This window comes from Xanthobacter luteus (assembly GCF_040049235.1).
Classification (GTDB): Bacteria; Pseudomonadota; Alphaproteobacteria; order Rhizobiales; family Xanthobacteraceae; genus Xanthobacter.
This window is the reverse complement of sequence record NZ_JBDZDO010000001.1, coordinates 1,423,593-1,439,454: the sequence shown is the minus strand read 5'-3', so window position 1 is coordinate 1,439,454 and position 15,862 is coordinate 1,423,593. Positions and strand designations below refer to the sequence as shown.

The following is a 15,862-nucleotide window of genomic DNA, read 5'->3' as shown; positions in this document are numbered from 1 at the left end:
TCGTCTGACGCATCCGGCCGGCCTGGGACCGGGTTGGATGCGTTGCCTGACGTCGGACGCTTACGGCGCGGCCCGAAGGCCATGCGCGCCGCTTAACGCATATCCGCCCGGCGGCGTCAAGGGAGCCGTCGCCCGGGGCGCGGGGGATGGCGCGGCTCTTCCTACCGTCCCCGCCGGCGTCCCGCCGCCGCCTGCTGCGCCACCTGGAGCACGGTGCGCTCGCACAGGGCCTCGGCAAGGCTCGCATTGCGCCGCGCCGCGAGCACCGCCTCGTCCACCGCCAGCATGGCCTTGAGGATGCGCCCGGCGGGCAGCGCGCGGAGCGCCGCCATGAGCTTGGGCTTGCGGGAGAAATGAACCTGCGGCCGCGCGCCCTCGATCACCCGTTCCACGGTGGAGCCCGCCTCCACCTGGAGCGCCATCTGGTGCAGGCTCGCGAGCGCCCGCAGCAGGGCCCCCAGCACCGCGTCCGGCCGGGTCGCCGCGCCGAACGCCTTGGCGAGCGCCGCGACCGCGTCCCTCGTCTCGCCCGCCAGAGCCGCGTCCACCACGTCGTCCAAAGCGAGGGCGGAGGCGTCGCCGACGATGGCGCGCACGTCCGCCGCGCTCACCCGCTTGGCGCCCTGGGCGTAGAGCGCCAGCTTGGCGATCTCGCCACGCGAGGCGAGGCGGTCGCCGCCGATGAGCGAAACCAGAAGCTCGCGCGCGTCCGGGTCGATGGCAAGGCCGGCTTCGCCCAGCATGGTGTCCACGAGGCGCGCGAGGTCGCGCTCGCCGTCGGCGTAGCAGGCGATGGCGAGGGCATGGGGCGAGGTCTCGCAGGCGGCCCGCAGCGGCGCGCCGCGCTTGAGGTCGCCGGCCTCCACCACCACCAGGGCGCCGGCCGGCTCCGCCAGGACCGGGGCGAGGGCGGGCACGATGTTGCGGGTGCCGGCGCGCACCCAGATCACCCGCTCGCCGCCGAACAAACCGATGGTGCGGGTCTCGTCCACGAGCCGCCGCGGATCGGCGGCGAGCTCGTCGCCGTCGAGGCGCACCAAAGCGAACGGGTCGGCGGTGTCGGGGATGGCGCGGCGCACCAAGGCGGCGGCGCGCTCGCGCACCAGCCCCATGTCGGGCCCGAAGATGAGGACCACCTGCTTTGCGGGGTCCCGCCGGGCGAGCGCCGTGTCCGCGTCGCCCGGCCGCACGGCGACCATGGGCTAGCTGCCCTGGGCCTTGGTTTCGGCCCCGGGATTGGCCTTCTTGCGGATGAAATAGGCGGCGATCTGCGCCTTGATCTGGTCCGCGACCACGCGGGCGGCGCGGTTCTCGGCGTCGCGCGTGGCGGCATAATTGGCGTAGCGCTGGTCGCTCACGTCGATGGTGCCGCTGCCGGACGCCGAGCCTTCCACCACCGGCGTCTTCTTCTCGTCGCCGCTCTTCACCAGCTTCCAGTTGCCGGTGACGCGGACGATCTGGTTCTCCGGCAGGCCGGAGCCCGAGTTCACGATCGCCGAGGCGACCGAGGACTGCACCGAGATGATCATCTGGTAGGGCACGTGCTTGGGATTGCCCTCCCCGCCGGTGAGGGCGAAGATCAGATCGTTGCGCAGCTCGTTGCCGATCCGGCCCTGGATCTGGACGATCTCGACCTCGCGCATGTTGTCCATGAGCGAAGGACCGGCGGTGGTGTTGCTCTCCGCATAGAGCGGCTGGAAGCATCCGGCGAGCGCGCCCGAGAGCAGGCCCACCACGGCGAGGCGCGCAATCAGCCCCGCAGGCCCGCGCGCACCGGGATCGGCGCGGCCGGCTTGGTCCTTCGCTGTCGCGGAGCGCGGATGGCGCGCCATCCGGTCTCCGCCGTGCTTGGTGTCAGGCGACCACATTCACGATCCTCTGCGGCACCACAATGATACGCTTCGGCGCGCGCCCGTCGAGGGCCCTGCGCACACTTTCGAGTTTCAGCACGGCTTCCTCCACCTCGGCGGTGGTGGCCTCGCGCGGCACGACGATGTCGTCGCGCTTCTTGCCATTGATCTGAATCGGCAAGGTGACGGTATCCCGGCGCAGCAGCGCCGCATCCACCCGCGGCCATCCGGCCTCGGCCACCAGACCGTCATGGCCGAGCGCGGCCCAGCATTCCTCGGCGAGGTGCGGGGTCATGGGGGCGATCACCAGAACCGCGATCTCCGCCGCCTCGCGCAGGGCGTAAGCGAGGTCCGCCGGCACCGGCGCGGATCCACGCGCGGCCGCGACCGCCGAAGCGAAGGCGTTGGCGAACTCGTAGACATGGGCCACCGCCACGTTGAAGCGCAGGCGCTCCACATCGTCCGCCACCTGGGCGGCGAGGCCGTGGGCGGCACGGCGCAGCGCCAGCGCCGGATCGCCGAACGCGTCGGGGCGGCTGGTCGCCGCCGGGGCGCCGAGCTCGATCGCCTCGTTCACCAGGCGCCAGATGCGCTGCACGAAGCGCCAGGCGCCCTCGATGCCGCCTTGGGTCCACTCGCTGTCGCGCTCGGGCGGGGTGTCGGAGAGCATGAACCAGCGGGCGCAGTCGACGCCGTAGGTGTCCGCCACGGCCTCGGGGGCCACCACGTTGCGCTTCGACTTGGACATCTTCTCCGGCGGCGCGACGGCGACGGTGCTGCCGTCCGCGATCTTCACCGCCTTGCCGTTGCCGAGCACCTTCACCTCTTCCGGGAACAGCCACTTGCCGTCCTGGTCCTTGTAGGTCTCGTGGACGATCATGCCCTGGGTGAAGAGGCCGGCGAACGGCTCCTCCAGGTCCACCCGTCCGCACGCCTTCAGCGCCCGCGTGAAGAAGCGCGAATAGAGCAAATGCAGGATCGCGTGCTCGATGCCGCCGATATACTGGTCCACCGGCAGCCAGTGGCCGACCGCGGCCTTGTCCAGCGGCTGCTGGGCGTTGTCGGAGGCGTAGCGCAGGAAGTACCAGGACGAATCCACGAACGTGTCCATGGTGTCGGTCTCGCGCCGGGCCGGCTTACCGCATTTGGGGCAGGCGACGTCGCGCCAGGCCTTGGCGCGGTCGAGCGGGTTGCCGGGGCGGTCGAAGGCGACGTCCTCCGGCAGCCGCACCGGCAGCTCCTCGCGCGGCACGCCCACCGGCCCGCAGCTCTCGCAATGGATCACCGGGATCGGGCAGCCCCAATAGCGCTGGCGCGATATGCCCCAGTCGCGCAGGCGGAAATTCACCTTGCGCGTGCCCTGGGGCTCGTGGCCGACGCGGAATCGCTCCAGGCGCCGCGCCACCGCCTCCTTGGCGTCGGGAACGCTCATGCCGTCCAGGAAGCCGGAATTGATCAGCGTGCCGTCGCCGTCATAGGCCACGTCGCCGATGGCGAACGCGCCGGCGTCCGCGTCCGGCGGCAGCACCACGGGCACCACCGGCAGGCCGTATTTGCGGGCGAAGTCGAGGTCGCGCTGGTCGTGGGCCGGGCAGCCGAAGATGGCGCCGGTGCCGTAGTCCATGAGCACGAAGTTGGCGACATAGACCGGCACGGTGCGCTTGTCGTCCAGCGGGTGCACCACCTTGAGCCCGGTGTCGAAGCCCATCTTCTCCTGGGTCTCGACCTCCTCGGCCGAGGTGCCGCCCTTTTTGCACAGGGCGATGAAGTCGGCGAGCGCGGTGTTGCCGGCGGCGAGGCGCCGGGCCAGCGGATGATCGGGCGAGAGCGCGAGGAAGGCGGCGCCGTAGAGCGTGTCCGGGCGGGTGGTGTAGACCTTCACGGCGGGGTCCACGCCCGGCGATCCCTTCGCGAACTCGAACAGCACCTCGAGCCCTTCCGAGCGGCCGATCCAGTTGCGCTGCATGAGGCGCACCTTCTCGGGCCAGCGGTCGAGGGTGTCGATGGCGTCCAGCAGCTCCTGGGCGAAATGGGTGATGCGGAAGAACCACTGGGAGAGCTTGCGCCGCTCCACCACGGCGCCAGAGCGCCAGCCGCGGCCGTCGATCACCTGCTCGTTGGCGAGCACGGTGTTGTCCACCGGGTCCCAATTGACCTCGCTCTCCTTGCGATAGGCAAGGCCGGCCTCGAGGAAGTCGAGGAAGATGCGCTGCTGCTCCACGTAATAGGAGGGATCGCAGGTGGCGATCTCGCGGTCCCAGTCGAGCGAGAGGCCGAGCAGCTGGAGCTGCTCGCGCATGGCGGCGATGTTCTCGTAGGTCCAGGCCTTCGGATGGATGCCGCGCTCGATGGCGGCGTTCTCGGCCGGCAGGCCGAAGGCGTCCCAGCCCATGGGGTGCAGCACGTTGAAGCCGGCCATGCGCTTGTAGCGCGCCAGCACGTCGCCCATGACGTAGTTGCGCCCGTGGCCGATATGGATGCGCCCCGACGGATAGGGGAACATCTCGAGCACGTAGAATTTCGGGCGCGGATCGTCGTTGCGCGTGCGGAAGACGCCGCGCTCCTTCCAGATCTTCTGCCAGCGGGGCTCTATCTCGCGGGCGTTGTAGCGGTCGCTTGCCCGCTCCGGTGTGGGTTCTTGGCTCATCATCTTGTGCTGGGATCGAAACGCGGCGGCACTTGGACAGAAACCGGCGCCGCGGTCAATGGTGCCGCGGTCGCGGTGCGGTGGCGTTCGGACGCGGGAGGCGCGGTCCCGGCGGCGGGGGCAAGGCTGGCACCGGCGCGCCGGCGCGCCGGTTCCCGGCCGGCCGCCCTTGCCACCGGCGGCCCTATCGTCCATCACATGGCAACGCTCGGAAATCACAGAGGTTGGCAAATGACAGCGGTGCGGCGGTGTGCCAGGTCTTGTCTCGGGCTTGCCGGCGCGGCTGTCCTCCTCATCGGCGGAACTTCGGGCGCCCTCGCCGCCGGCCTGCCCGCCCTCGACGGGGCGACGCTGTCGCCGCTCTGGGCGCTGCCGTTCGCCGGCATGCTGCTGTCCATCGCCCTGTTCCCGCTGCTGGCGGGGCATTTCTGGCACCATCATTACGGCAAGGTGGCGCTGTTCTGGGGCCTCGCCTTCGCCATCCCGTTCGCGCTCAGCTACGGCGCTTCCGCCACCGCGCACGAGGTGGTGCACACCGCGCTGCTGGAATACATCCCCTTCATCATCCTGCTGTTCGCGCTGTTCACCGTCTCGGGCGGCATCCTGGTGACCGGCAACCTGCACGGCAGCCCGGTGACCAACACGGCGATCCTCGCCGTGGGCACGGTGCTGGCGAGCCTGATCGGCACCACCGGCGCCTCGATGGTGCTGATCCGCCCGCTGCTGCGCGCCAATGACGAGCGGCGCTACAACGTGCACACCGTGGTGTTCTTCATCTTCCTGGTCTCCAACATCGGCGGCTCGCTCACCCCGCTCGGCGACCCGCCCTTGTTTCTCGGCTTCCTGAAGGGCGTGAACTTCTTCTGGACCACCACCCATCTGTTCCACGACACGGCGGTGATGGTGCTGCTGCTGCTCGGCGCTTTCTTCCTGCTGGACAATTTCTACTACCGCAAGGAAGAGGGCCTGAAGCTGCGCCGCGATCCGACGCCCGATACCGAGGGGGTCGGCCTGCGCGGGGCGCAGAACCTCGCGCTGCTCGGCGGCGTCATCGGCGCCATCCTGCTGTCGGCGCTGTGGAAGCCGGGCATCAGCTTCGACGTGTACGGCACCCATGTGGAACTGCAGTGGGTGGCGCGCGATCTGCTGCTCGTCGTCATCGCTCTGGCCTCGCTCGCCATCACCCCGCGGCTCGTGCGCGAGCGCAACGGCTTCGACTGGGAGCCGATCCGCGAGGTCGCCAAGCTGTTCGCCGCGATCTTCCTCACCATCATCCCGGTGATCGCCATCCTCAAGGCCGGCGAGCGCGGCGCCTTCTCGCCTCTGGTGGCGCTGGTGACCGGACCCGACGGCCAGCCGGTGAACGTGTGGTACTTCTGGCTGACCGGCGCGCTCTCGGCCTTCCTCGACAACGCCCCCACCTATCTGGTGTTCTTCAATCTCGCCGGCGGCGATCCGCACCAGCTGATGGGGCCGCTCGCGGTGACGCTGGAGGCGATCTCGGCCGGCGCCGTGTTCATGGGCGCCATCACCTATATCGGCAACGCGCCGAACTTCATGGTGCTCTCCATCGCCCGCCATCGCGGCGTCAAGATGCCGAGCTTCTTCGGCTACATGGTCTGGTCCGTCGGCTTCCTGGTGCCGGGCTTCATCCTTTTGACGTTCCTCTATTTCCTCTGAGGCGGGCGCGGCGGGCGGCCTGGAGGGGACCGTCCGTCCGCCGCGGAGCGGGTCTGGCGCTACTCGCCCGCGAGCCGCAGCGGCGGGCTGACCTCGGCCTCGCGCCGGCGCAGCGCGGCCTCGGCCTCGGCGATGTAGCCGCGGGTGAGCGGCACCGCCTCCTGGCGGCGGGCGAGCTGGATCTGGAACACGTCGAGCCCCTGGTGGCGGAACGCCATCTCGCTCGCCGTGAGGTAGAATTCCCACATCCGGCAGAAGCGCTCGTCGGTGAGGCGCACCGCTTCCTCCCAGCGGGCGCGGAATCGCTCCCGCCAGGCCTTCAGCGTCTCCGCATAGTGCAGGCGCAGCAGCTCCACGTCGGTGACGACCAGCCCCACGCGCTCGATGTGCGGCAGCACCTCGGACAGAGCCGGAATGTAGCCGCCGGGGAAGATGTACTTGGCGATGAAGGGGTTGGTGACGCCCGGCGGGTCCGAACGGCCGATGGAATGCAGCAGCATCACCCCGTCCGGCTTCAGCAGCGCCCGCGCTTTGCGGAAGAAGGTGGCGAAGTGGTCCACCCCCACATGCTCGAACATGCCCACCGAGACGATGCGGTCGAAGCGCTCCGGGATGTCCCGGTAGTCCTGCATGCGGAAGTCCACGCGCTCGGCGAGGCCGCGTTCGCGCGCCCGGTTGCGCGCCAGCTCCAGCTGCTCCCGTGACAGCGTGACGCCGGTGACCTGGGCGCCCGTCATCTCCGCGAGATAGAGGCCGAGCCCGCCCCAGCCCGAGCCGATGTCGAGCACCGACAGGTCGGGGCGGTCCATCACCAGCTTGGCGGCGATGTGGCGTTTCTTGGCCAGCTGGGCATCGTCGAGCCGCTGCTCCGGCGTCTCGAAATAGGCGCAGGAATATTGCCGGTCGGCGTCGAGAAAGAGCGAATAGAGCCGCCCGTCGATGTCGTAATGGTGGGCGATGTTGCGCTGCGAGCGCCCGCGCGGATTGAACTGCGCGATCCGCCGCAGGGCCAGCCGAATCCGGTAGAGCGCGCGCGCCGGCAGGGTGGGGTTCACCGCCTGGGGCTGCGACATCAGCAGGTCGAGCAGGTCGGCCAGCGCGCCCTTCTCCAGCACCAGCGTGCCGTCCATATAGGCCTCGCCCAGCCGGAGCTCGGGATCGAGCAGCGCGCCGCGCTCGGCTGCCGCGGTGGTGAAACGCACCATCACCCGGGGCGGGCCGGCGCTCGCCTCGCCCACCACATAGCGCCGGCCGGAGGCCGACGTGACCGCAAGGGCGCCGCGCTCGACCACGCGGCCCAGAACCTTCTCCAGCAACCGTTCCATCGGCCGCCTCCACACCTGCGCGTCTGCGACGCGCGCTCCGTCTCCTTCCCTCGCCCGGTGCCGGATCCACCCGCAGGCGGCGCCTTTTCAAAACTTACCCCGACCGCCCTCGTTTCATCGGGCCCGCCTTCGCCCGGCGTGGCGTCACGCGGGCTCGGGAAGCGTCCGGCCGCCGGGTTCGGCCGCAACGGGTGTGATGAAACCATCAACCTTCGCAGCCGGCAATATGTCGCCTGTCCAGATCGCCGGCTTTTTCCCGCGCTCGCGATGCGGGCCGGATCGGTGTGGTACCCGCCTGGGGACATGCCTCGCCGCCGCCGCGCAGGGCCGCGGCCCGCCGGATCCCGGGCGCGCGCATCGTGCCCGTCCCGATGCGCGCGCGGCGCCGCCGGCCTGGGACCGGGGCGCCGCCAGAACGCATCGCCCGCCGGCTCGGCCGGGGGCAGGGAAGGCCTCAGCTCTCCACGTCTTCCTCGGCCGCGAGCTCCGCGGCCACCTCGGCCCGCTCCACGGCGAGCTCGGCCTCGATCTCGGCGTCCTCGTCGCGCGCGGTGCGCACGTCCTCGCCGCGGGCCTGGCGCTCGGCCTCCTCCGGATTGCGGGCGACGTTCACCTGGACCGTGACCTCCACCTCCGGATGGAGGGTGACCGGCACGGTGTGGACGCCGAGCGTCTTGATGGGGTGGTTCAGCACCACCTGCGCGCGGTCCACGTGGAAGCCGGCGGCGGTCAGGCCCTCGGCGATGTCGCGGGTGGAGACCGAGCCGTAGAGCTGGCCGCTCTCGCCCGCCTGGCGGATCATGGTGACCTTCTGGCCGGCGAGCTTCTCCGCCACCGCCTCGGCCTCCTTGCGGCGCTCCAGATTGTGCGCCTCGAGCTCGACCTTCATGGTCTGGAAGCGGTCCTTGTTGGCCTTGGTGGCGCGCAGGGCCTTGCCGTTCGGCAGCAGGAAGTTGCGGGCGTAGCCGTCGCGCACCTTCACCACGTCGCCCATCTGGCCGAGCTTGGCGACGCGCTCGAGAAGAATGACGTCCATTTTCGTGTCTCCTTGATTCTTCGGATATTTCGGAATTGTCAGCGATCGTTGGCGGCCGGCGGCCCCTGGGCCGTGGCGAGCCGCGCGCGCAGGTCGAACAGGGCGTCGACGAAGCCGAGGACCGCCATGGCGATGATCGGCCAGCCGAGCACCAGGCTGGTGAACCACACGCCGCTCAGCACCAGGATGCGGGCGCTGTGGCCGCGGGTGAGGGCGTGGACGAGGGCGAAACCCGCCAAGGCATAAGCGAGGATCAGCGTCGCCGCGGCCACCGAGCCGGCGAGGCCCGCCATGTCCGGCGTCAGGGTCAAAGCGAGCGCCGCCGCGAGCGCGAGCGCGGTGCCGGACGGCAGGCGGAATGCCGACAGATCGGGCCAGGGCCGGGTGAGGCGCTGGGAGATCTGCGCCGCCTTGGCCGCGAGATAGAGGCAGACCAATTGCGAGACCATGCTCAGCACGCCGGCCATGGGGGGCAACAGGCGGGCGAGCAGCGCCCCCATGGCCGCCGGATCGGTGCCGCCGGCCAGCGGCGATTGCGGCCCCTGGGCGCCGACGAGGGCCTCGAAGGCGGCGATCACCGAGGCCTCATAGGCCTCGAAGCTCCAGGCCATGGAGAACAGCGCCACCAGCACCGCCAGCGTCGCGAGCCCGGCCGCCATGGCGACGAGGCCGCCCACCGGGAACCAGAGCACGCCGTCGCGCGCCGCCGGCTCCTCGCGGGCCAGCATGCCGGCATAAGACAAGGCGAAGGCCGGTCCGCCCATGCCCAAGGCATAGGCCAGCAGCAGCGCGCGCCCGAACACCAAGCCGAGACTGCCGGCGGCGACGATGGCGGCGCCGAGCGCGGCAAAGGGGGAGAAGGCGATGCCGGCGATCATCACCGGCAGGGGCGCAAGGTAGAACAGCGGCACGGCCACGAGCGATCCCGCCGCGACGCCCGCAGCGAGAAGGGCGGACGCGGCGCCCGCGGCGATGGCGATGACGATCAGCGGACCCATGGACGAGCTGTCCCGCTTGAGGGCGGTTAGAGGCGGCGCAGGGCCGCCCCAGCTGAAGCCGGAGGGCTCATTCCCTGCGGCCTGTCGTTTCGATCTTAAATGCGCCCCCGGCGGGCCGGAGGCGCGGGACCCTCAGCGGATCCGTTGCCTTTGTCGTGATCCTCAGCGGATCACGAACGGCAGCAGACCCAGGAAGCGGGCGCGCTTGATGGAGGCGGCGAGCTCGCGCTGCTTCTTGGCGGAGACCGCCGTGATGCGCGAGGGCACGATCTTGCCGCGCTCGGAGATGTAGCGCTGCAGCAGCCGCACATCCTTGTAGTCGATCTTCGGCGCGTTGGGGCCGGAGAACGGGCAGGTCTTGCGACGGCGGAAGAAGGGACGGCGCTGGCCGCCGCCGGCGCCACCGGACTGAGCGAACGCCATCAGACTTCCTCCTCGCTCTGGGTCTCCTCGGCGGGACGCGGACGGCGCGGGCGATCCTCGCGTCCACCGAACCCGCCGCGTTCGCCACGGTCGCCGCCGAAGCCGCGCTCACCGCGCTCGCCCCGCTCGCCGCGATCGTCGCGGTCGCGCTTCTGGAGCATGGCCGAGGGGGCTTCCTCGTGCTCGTCGACGCGCAAGGTGAGGATGCGCAGAACGTCCTCGTCGATGCGCTGCTGCCGCTCCAGCTCCTGCACCGCCGCCGCGGGGGCGGTGATGTTCATGAGCGTGAAGTGGGCCTTGCGGTTCTTGTTGATGCGATAGGTGAGGGACTTCACGCCCCAATACTCGGTCTTGCCGACCGAGCCGCCATTCGCCTCGATGACACCCTTGAACCGGGTGGTGAGTTCCTCGACCTGCTGCGCCGTCACGTCCTGGCGCGCGAGGAACACGTGCTCGTAGAGCGGCATGTGTTCTCTGCCTTTCGTTTCTCGTCTCCGCCCCACCGGCGCCAAGCCCTTCTTGCCCTTTCGGAAAGGCGCGAAGCTCGGAAGGCGGGGACACGGGACGGCGGGCGCTCTGCCCTCCCTTCCTCCCCCCGCGGCTCAAGCCTCAGGCAAAGAAAGAGCGTCCGTTCAGCCCCCGGCCGGGTGCGACGGAAGCGGCGCGTATAGCAGGTTCCGCGCCAAAGGCAAGGCCGGAGCGGGCCGGAGGGGCGGCAAAGCGCCGGCCGCCGGCGCCTGGGATCGGCCCGAGGCACGGTCCGCCGCCTGCTGCGCGCGCCCTTGCCTGCTCCGCCATTGACCTGCCCAGATATCTGACTTAAGTCAGATAATATGCGTCCCGATCCCGTTGCGCGCGTGCGCCGCTTCAACCGTGTGGTCACCGCCGAGGTGGGGGCGCTCGACAGCTCGTTCCTCGGGCGCGGGCGCCCCTTGGGCGCGGCGCGGGTGGTGAACGCCATCGGCCAGGGCTGTGCCGACGTGGCCCAGATCCGCGCCCGCCTCGGCCTCGATTCCGGCCTCATGAGCCGGCTGCTGCGGAGCCTCGAGGAGGAGGGGCTGATCGAGACCGAGGCCCATCCCGAGGACGCGCGCCGCCGCATCGCCACGCTCACCGCCGCCGGCCGGCGCGAGTTCCGCGCCTATGAGGCGCTCTCGAACGCGCAGGCCGAGGCCTTCCTCGCCCGCGCCGCGCAGGTGGAGGCGGTGCTCGCCGCCATGGACCTTGTCGCCGCGACGCTCGGGCGGGCGCGCATCCCCATCGAGGAGGCGGATCCGCGCGGGCCGGACGCCACCTGGTGCCTCAACGAATACTACGCCGAGCTGGCGCGCCGCTTCCCGACCGGCTTCGACGTGGCGCGCTCGCGCGATCCGGAGGCCCAGGCGATGATGCGCCCGCGGGGCACGTTCCTGCTGGCGATGTCGGATGGCTTGCCCGTGGGCTGCGTCGGCCTGAAGGGTTCGGGCGGGGCGCTGGCGGAGGTCAAGCGCCTGTGGATCGCGCCCGCCGCCCGGGGGCTCGGGCTCGGCCGGCGCCTCATGGCGGAAATCGAGGCGGCGGCGCGCGGCCTTGCCATCACGACGCTGCGGCTCGATACCAACCACGCCCTGACCGAGGCGCTCGCGCTCTATCGCGGCTCCGGCTGGCGCGAGATCGCCCGCTTCAACGACGACCCCTATCCGGACGCCTTCTTCGAGAAGGATCTTTGAGCATCCCGCCGTCCCTCGATGCGGGGCCGGCAAGGGCTGCGCGACGTCCGGCCTTGGCGAGGGCGCCGCGCGTCGCGCTCGTGCGCCCGATCGCGTGCTCGCCGTACCGCGGTGGGGGTGTTCATCGCGCTGCGGTCATGGACCGTTGACGCTGGGTCGGCCCGGGCCGCATCTTCCCGTCGCGAAAGCAAAAAGGGGGAAACAGCCATGGGATTTCTCGCGCGCGCCTCGGCCATCGCCGCACTGCTCGTTTCGTCCCTCGGCCTCCTGTCGTCCCCGGGCGCCGCGGCGGACCCGCTCGCCTCGTGGAACGAGGGGCCGGCGAAGGCGGCGATCCAGGCCTTCGTCAAGCGCGTCAGCGATCCCGGCAGCACGGATTTCGTTGCGCCCGCCCAGCGGATCGCCGTGTTCGACAATGACGGCACGCTGTGGGTCGAGCAGCCCATGTACACCCAGCTTGCCTTTGCGCTGGACCGGGTGCGGGAGCTGGCGCCGCAGCATCCGGAATGGCGCGGGACCCCGATCCTGAGGGCGGCCATCGAGGGCGATCTGAAAACCCTCGCCGCGGCCGGCGCCGAGGGGCTGGCGGAACTGGTGATGGTGACCCACGCCGGCATGACGCCGGCCGCGTTCCACAAGATCGTCACCGACTGGCTCGCCACCGCCGAGCACCCGCGTTTCAAAAGGAAATACACCGATCTCGTCTACCAGCCGATGCTGGAGCTTCTGGCCTATCTGCGCGCGAACGGCTTCACCACCTACATCGTCTCCGGTGGCGGCATCGAATTCATGCGGCCCTGGACGGAGAAGGTCTACGGCATCCTTCCCGCGCAGGTGGTCGGCTCGAGCATCAAGACCAAGTTCGAGATGGTGGACGGCACGCCGACGCTGGTGCGGCTGCCGGCCGTCAACTTCATCGACGACGGCGCCGGCAAGCCGGTCGGCATCAACCAGCACATCGGCCAGCGTCCGATCGCCGCCTTCGGCAATTCCGACGGCGACCTCGAGATGCTGCAATGGACCACCGCTGGCGCCGGCGCCCGCTTCGGCCTCATCGTCCATCATACCGATGCCGCCCGCGAATACGCCTATGACCGCACCTCGTCCTTCGGCCATCTCGACACGGCGCTGGATGCCGCCGCCGCCCAGAACTGGACGGTGGTCGACATGAAGGCCGACTGGAAGACCATCTTCCCGCCGGCGCCGTGACGGCCGCGCCTTCCGCGTTCACGGCCGCCCCTGCGGTCGGTCGGCGCGCCGGGTCGCGCGCCCACGCGGGGCCTCAGGTGCCCATATACTTGATGGTGCAGCCATAGGGCCGGGTGACGGCGGTCTTCACCGGCTCGCCCTTCACCGCCGCCAGCATGGCGTCGCGCAGGTATGGCTGCGCCTTCTCGATGTCGTCGGCGCGGGTGGAGGCGATGGAATCGATGCCGCCCATGTAGAGCAGCGTGCCGTCCTTGCCGATGACGTACATGTGCGGCGTCACCTGGGCGCCATAGGCGCGGCCGATCTTGCCGTCCGGGTCGAGCAGCACGGCCGCCGGCATCGCCTTGCGGGAGGCGGTGAGGCCGTTGGCGGTGGCGCCGTCCACCGCGCCCTGCTCGCCCGGCGCGGAGGAGGCGACGGTCAGCCAGACCACGCCTTGGCTCTTCGCCTCGGCCTGCAGCTTCTGCATGTTGCCGGCGCCGTAGTGCTTGCGCACGAACGGGCAGTCATGATTGGTCCATTCCAGCACCACCACCTTGCCCTTGAGGGCGGACAGGCTCTGGGTCTGGCCGTTGCTGTCGCGCGCCGTGAAGGCGGGGGCCGGCTGGCCGATCTGCGGCGCGGCCAGCGCCGGCGCCGCGGCGAGAAGCGCCGGGCCGGCGGCGAAGGTCGCGGCCCCCGCCATCAGGAAAGCGCGGCGGCCGAAGCCGGCCGGACGGTCTGAAGGAGAGCTGGTCGTCATGCGTGGTCTCCGGTTTGGTCAGTGTGCGGCACGCGAGAGCGCCTCCACGAGGCGCGCCTCGGTGAGGACGGGCGGCAGCACCACGGGGTCGCCGCCGCCTTTGGGGTAGAGCGCGTAGAAGGGCAGGCCGTCGCGCCCGAAGGCGCGCAGGAAGGCGGTGATCTCCGGGTCCTGGTTGGTCCAGTCGCCCTTGAGATAGACGACGCCCTTGTCCCTGAAGGCGGCCTTGGCCGCGCCGGTGGAAAGCGCGGTGCGCTCGTTGACGAGGCAGGTGATGCACCAGGCCGCGGTCATGTTGACGAACACCGGCCGGCCCTCGCGCCGCAGGTCGGCGAGCCGGGCGGCGGAGAAGCGCTCGGTGCCCGCCGTCGCCTCGGGAGCGGCGCCGGGCGCTGCCGCCGCGCGCAGCTGCGGCAAAAGCGCGATCGTCCCCGCCACCGCCGCGAGCGCCAGAGCGCGCGGCACGAGGCCGCGCCCGCGCCCGTGCTGGGCCACGCCGTAGATCCAGGCGGCGAGCGCCACCAGGACGCCGCCCGCGAGCGCGATCATCACCCCGAGCTCCCCGGCTTGCCGCGTCAGAACCCAGACCAGCCAGGCGGCGGTGGCGTACATGGGGAAAGCGAGCCCCTGGCGCAGGCGCACCATCCACAGACCCGGACGCGGCAGCAGCCGCGCGAGGCGCGGCGCGAAGGCGATGAGGGCATACGGCGCGGCGAGCCCGAGGCCCATGGCCGCGAACACGCAGAGCGCCACCGGCACCGGTGCGGCGAGCGCGGAGCCGATGGCCGCCCCCATGAAGGGCGCGGTGCAGGGCGTCGCCACCACCACGGCGAGGAGCCCGGTGAAGAAGCTGCCCTTGTGGCTCGGCGCATGGGCGAGGTGATGGCCGGCGCCGGTGAGCGAGGTGCCGACCTCGAACACGCCCGAGAGGTTGAGGCCGATGGCGAGCATGAGCCACGCGGTGGCGGCGACGAACACCGGCGACTGGAACTGGAAGCCCCAGCCCACCGCCGCCCCGGCCGCGCGCATGGCGAGCAGCGCGCCGGCCAGCGCCAGGAAGGCCGCGAGCACGCCGACGGTGTAGAACATGCCCGAGAGCCGCACCGCCTTCAGGTCCTGCCCCGACAGGCGCGCCAGCGCCGTCGCCTTGATGGCGAGCACCGGGAACACGCACGGCATGAGGTTGAGGATGAGCCCGCCCAGGAAGGCGAACAGGATCGCCCGCGCCAGCGGCAGCCGTTCCGCCGCCGCGCCGGCGGGATCGGCGAACCCGGCGGGCCTTGCGGCTGCCGAGGCGGCGGCGGGGGCGACCTCGATCCAGCGCGTGGCGCCGGCCGGGTCGGTGACGGCGATGAGGCCGCCATGGGCCGCCGTGGGGTCGAAGGTCTGGCCCTTCTCGGCGACCAGGGTGAGCCGACCGGGCGTGACCTCCAGCGCCTGCGGCGCCGCGTGGGTGATGACGCCCCAGGCCTGCGGATAGAAGAAGGCGTCTGCGATGCGCTCCGGCGTGATGCCGTCGCCTTCCACCGTGAGCGTGATGCTGCCGCCCTCGGCCGCGAGCCGCGCGCGCCAGTCGAGGATGATCGGACGCCGCGCGTCCGTCGCGGCGAAGGCCGCGGCGATGCCGGGCGCGGGTGGCGCCGCCTGCGCCGCCACCGGCAGAGCGAGGGTGAAGCGTCCCGCCTCGGGAATGCACTCCTTCTCGCATACCAGCCAGCTGGCGTCGGCTTCGACCGTGAACGTGTCGCCGGGGCGCAGGCGCCCGGGCACGGTCACGGCGATCGGGAACACCACCTCCCGCGCATAGCCGAAGCTCATCACCGGCCCGACGGCGAAGCGGTCCGGCCCCGGCCAGGCGATCTCGCCCGCGTTTGCGCCCTCGGGCAAAGTGAGGGCGATCTCCGGCGGCGTGCCGGCATCGCCGGGATTCGTCCAATAGGTGTGCCAGCCGGGCGCGAGCTTCTGGCGCAGGCCGATGCGCACCTGCTGGCCGGGCACCACCTGGGCGGCGTCGGCGACGAGGGTGACGCCGGCGCGCGGGCTCGTGACCGCGGCGCTCTCCTGCGCCTTGGCCGGGCCGCAGGCGGCCGCGAGGACGAAGGCGGCGAGAAGGCCGGCGCCGGCGAAGGCGCGCCTGCCCGCCGGTGCGCCTTGGCCCCGGCCCCGGGACTGCCCCGCTTGCCTCGCGCCGGTCCGCATGGGTCCGCCTCTCCCCGAGCCATCCCGCTTCGCGCCGCCCGCCG

The 15,862-nt window shown here is 71.3% G+C and carries 13 protein-coding genes; 3 read left to right on the top strand and 10 right to left on the bottom strand.

Annotated elements, in window-relative coordinates; all coding sequences use genetic code 11:
* Window positions 1-161 precede the first annotated feature (161 nt).
* Genes holA through leuS form a run of 3 tightly spaced genes read right to left on the bottom strand, consistent with a single transcriptional unit; the run spans window position 162 to window position 4,497 of the window.
* A complete protein-coding gene (gene holA / locus ABLE88_RS07040; protein ID WP_348830723.1) occupies window positions 162-1,199 on the bottom strand; it encodes a DNA polymerase III subunit delta in 1,038 nt (345 codons plus the stop codon).
* Between the two features lie 3 nt (window positions 1,200-1,202).
* Window positions 1,203-1,868, bottom strand: coding sequence for an LPS assembly lipoprotein LptE (gene lptE, locus ABLE88_RS07035; RefSeq protein WP_348830722.1), 666 nt, complete (start codon window positions 1,866-1,868; stop codon window positions 1,203-1,205).
* A complete protein-coding gene (gene leuS / locus ABLE88_RS07030; protein WP_348830721.1) occupies window positions 1,855-4,497 on the bottom strand; it encodes a leucine--tRNA ligase in 2,643 nt (880 codons plus the stop codon). The genes lptE and leuS overlap by 14 nt, the downstream gene beginning before the upstream one ends.
* A 231-nt stretch (window positions 4,498-4,728) precedes the next feature.
* Between leuS and ABLE88_RS07025 the strand changes: the two genes are divergently transcribed.
* Window positions 4,729-6,177, top strand: coding sequence for a sodium:proton antiporter (locus ABLE88_RS07025; protein WP_348830720.1), 1,449 nt, complete (start codon window positions 4,729-4,731; stop codon window positions 6,175-6,177).
* A gap of 59 nt (window positions 6,178-6,236) precedes the next feature.
* Here ABLE88_RS07025 and ABLE88_RS07020 read toward each other — a convergent pair whose 3' ends face one another.
* From ABLE88_RS07020 to rpsF, 5 genes are all read right to left on the bottom strand, one after another.
* Window positions 6,237-7,502 (bottom strand): cyclopropane fatty acid synthase, encoded by a 1,266-nt coding sequence (locus ABLE88_RS07020; protein ID WP_348830719.1) that lies wholly within the window; start codon window positions 7,500-7,502, stop codon window positions 6,237-6,239.
* Window positions 7,503-7,956: 454 nt separating this feature from the next.
* The gene (gene rplI / locus ABLE88_RS07015) at window positions 7,957-8,538 is read right to left on the bottom strand and encodes a 50S ribosomal protein L9 (protein WP_348830718.1); all 582 of its coding nucleotides are present in this window, start codon (window positions 8,536-8,538) and stop codon (window positions 7,957-7,959) included.
* A gap of 38 nt (window positions 8,539-8,576) precedes the next feature.
* Window positions 8,577-9,536, bottom strand: coding sequence for a DUF2232 domain-containing protein (locus ABLE88_RS07010; protein WP_348830717.1), 960 nt, complete (start codon window positions 9,534-9,536; stop codon window positions 8,577-8,579).
* A 162-nt stretch (window positions 9,537-9,698) separates the two neighbouring features.
* The gene (gene rpsR / locus ABLE88_RS07005) at window positions 9,699-9,959 is read right to left on the bottom strand and encodes a 30S ribosomal protein S18 (RefSeq protein ID WP_348830716.1); all 261 of its coding nucleotides are present in this window, start codon (window positions 9,957-9,959) and stop codon (window positions 9,699-9,701) included.
* Complete coding sequence (rpsF, locus tag ABLE88_RS07000) at window positions 9,959-10,426, bottom strand: 30S ribosomal protein S6 (RefSeq protein WP_348830715.1); 468 nt, start codon at window positions 10,424-10,426, stop codon at window positions 9,959-9,961. The genes rpsR and rpsF overlap by 1 nt, the downstream gene beginning before the upstream one ends.
* A gap of 366 nt (window positions 10,427-10,792) precedes the next feature.
* Here rpsF and ABLE88_RS06995 point away from each other — a divergent pair, with 366 nt between their 5' ends.
* Window positions 10,793-11,668 carry a bifunctional helix-turn-helix transcriptional regulator/GNAT family N-acetyltransferase gene (locus ABLE88_RS06995; protein WP_348830714.1) on the top strand — a complete coding sequence of 292 codons (876 nt, stop codon included), beginning with the start codon at window positions 10,793-10,795 and terminating at the stop codon, window positions 11,666-11,668.
* Window positions 11,669-11,875: 207 nt separating this feature from the next.
* Window positions 11,876-12,877, top strand: coding sequence for an HAD family hydrolase (locus tag ABLE88_RS06990; RefSeq protein WP_348830713.1), 1,002 nt, complete (start codon window positions 11,876-11,878; stop codon window positions 12,875-12,877).
* A 73-nt stretch (window positions 12,878-12,950) separates the two neighbouring features.
* On the opposite strand, the gene ABLE88_RS06985 is transcribed toward ABLE88_RS06990, so the two are convergent.
* Complete coding sequence (locus tag ABLE88_RS06985) at window positions 12,951-13,619, bottom strand: redoxin domain-containing protein (protein ID WP_348830712.1); 669 nt, start codon at window positions 13,617-13,619, stop codon at window positions 12,951-12,953.
* A gap of 18 nt (window positions 13,620-13,637) precedes the next feature.
* Window positions 13,638-15,818 (bottom strand): protein-disulfide reductase DsbD family protein, encoded by a 2,181-nt coding sequence (locus tag ABLE88_RS06980; protein WP_348830711.1) that lies wholly within the window; start codon window positions 15,816-15,818, stop codon window positions 13,638-13,640.
* Window positions 15,819-15,862 lie beyond the last annotated feature (44 nt).

Bases quoted from the DNA above. Each gene is read 5' to 3' on its own strand.
- holA (WP_348830723.1), bottom strand. From the start codon at position 1,199: ATGGTCGCCGTGCGGCCGGGCGACGCGGACACGGCGCTCGCCCGGCGG.
- lptE (WP_348830722.1), bottom strand. From the start codon at position 1,868: ATGTGGTCGCCTGACACCAAGCACGGCGGAGACCGGATGGCGCGCCAT.
- leuS (WP_348830721.1), bottom strand. From the start codon at position 4,497: ATGAGCCAAGAACCCACACCGGAGCGGGCAAGCGACCGCTACAACGCC.
- ABLE88_RS07025 (WP_348830720.1), top strand. From the start codon at position 4,729: ATGACAGCGGTGCGGCGGTGTGCCAGGTCTTGTCTCGGGCTTGCCGGC.
- ABLE88_RS07020 (WP_348830719.1), bottom strand. From the start codon at position 7,502: ATGGAACGGTTGCTGGAGAAGGTTCTGGGCCGCGTGGTCGAGCGCGGC.
- rplI (WP_348830718.1), bottom strand. From the start codon at position 8,538: ATGGACGTCATTCTTCTCGAGCGCGTCGCCAAGCTCGGCCAGATGGGC.
- ABLE88_RS07010 (WP_348830717.1), bottom strand. From the start codon at position 9,536: ATGGGTCCGCTGATCGTCATCGCCATCGCCGCGGGCGCCGCGTCCGCC.
- rpsR (WP_348830716.1), bottom strand. From the start codon at position 9,959: ATGGCGTTCGCTCAGTCCGGTGGCGCCGGCGGCGGCCAGCGCCGTCCC.
- rpsF (WP_348830715.1), bottom strand. From the start codon at position 10,426: ATGCCGCTCTACGAGCACGTGTTCCTCGCGCGCCAGGACGTGACGGCG.
- ABLE88_RS06995 (WP_348830714.1), top strand. From the start codon at position 10,793: ATGCGTCCCGATCCCGTTGCGCGCGTGCGCCGCTTCAACCGTGTGGTC.
- ABLE88_RS06990 (WP_348830713.1), top strand. From the start codon at position 11,876: ATGGGATTTCTCGCGCGCGCCTCGGCCATCGCCGCACTGCTCGTTTCG.
- ABLE88_RS06985 (WP_348830712.1), bottom strand. From the start codon at position 13,619: ATGACGACCAGCTCTCCTTCAGACCGTCCGGCCGGCTTCGGCCGCCGC.
- ABLE88_RS06980 (WP_348830711.1), bottom strand. From the start codon at position 15,818: ATGCGGACCGGCGCGAGGCAAGCGGGGCAGTCCCGGGGCCGGGGCCAA.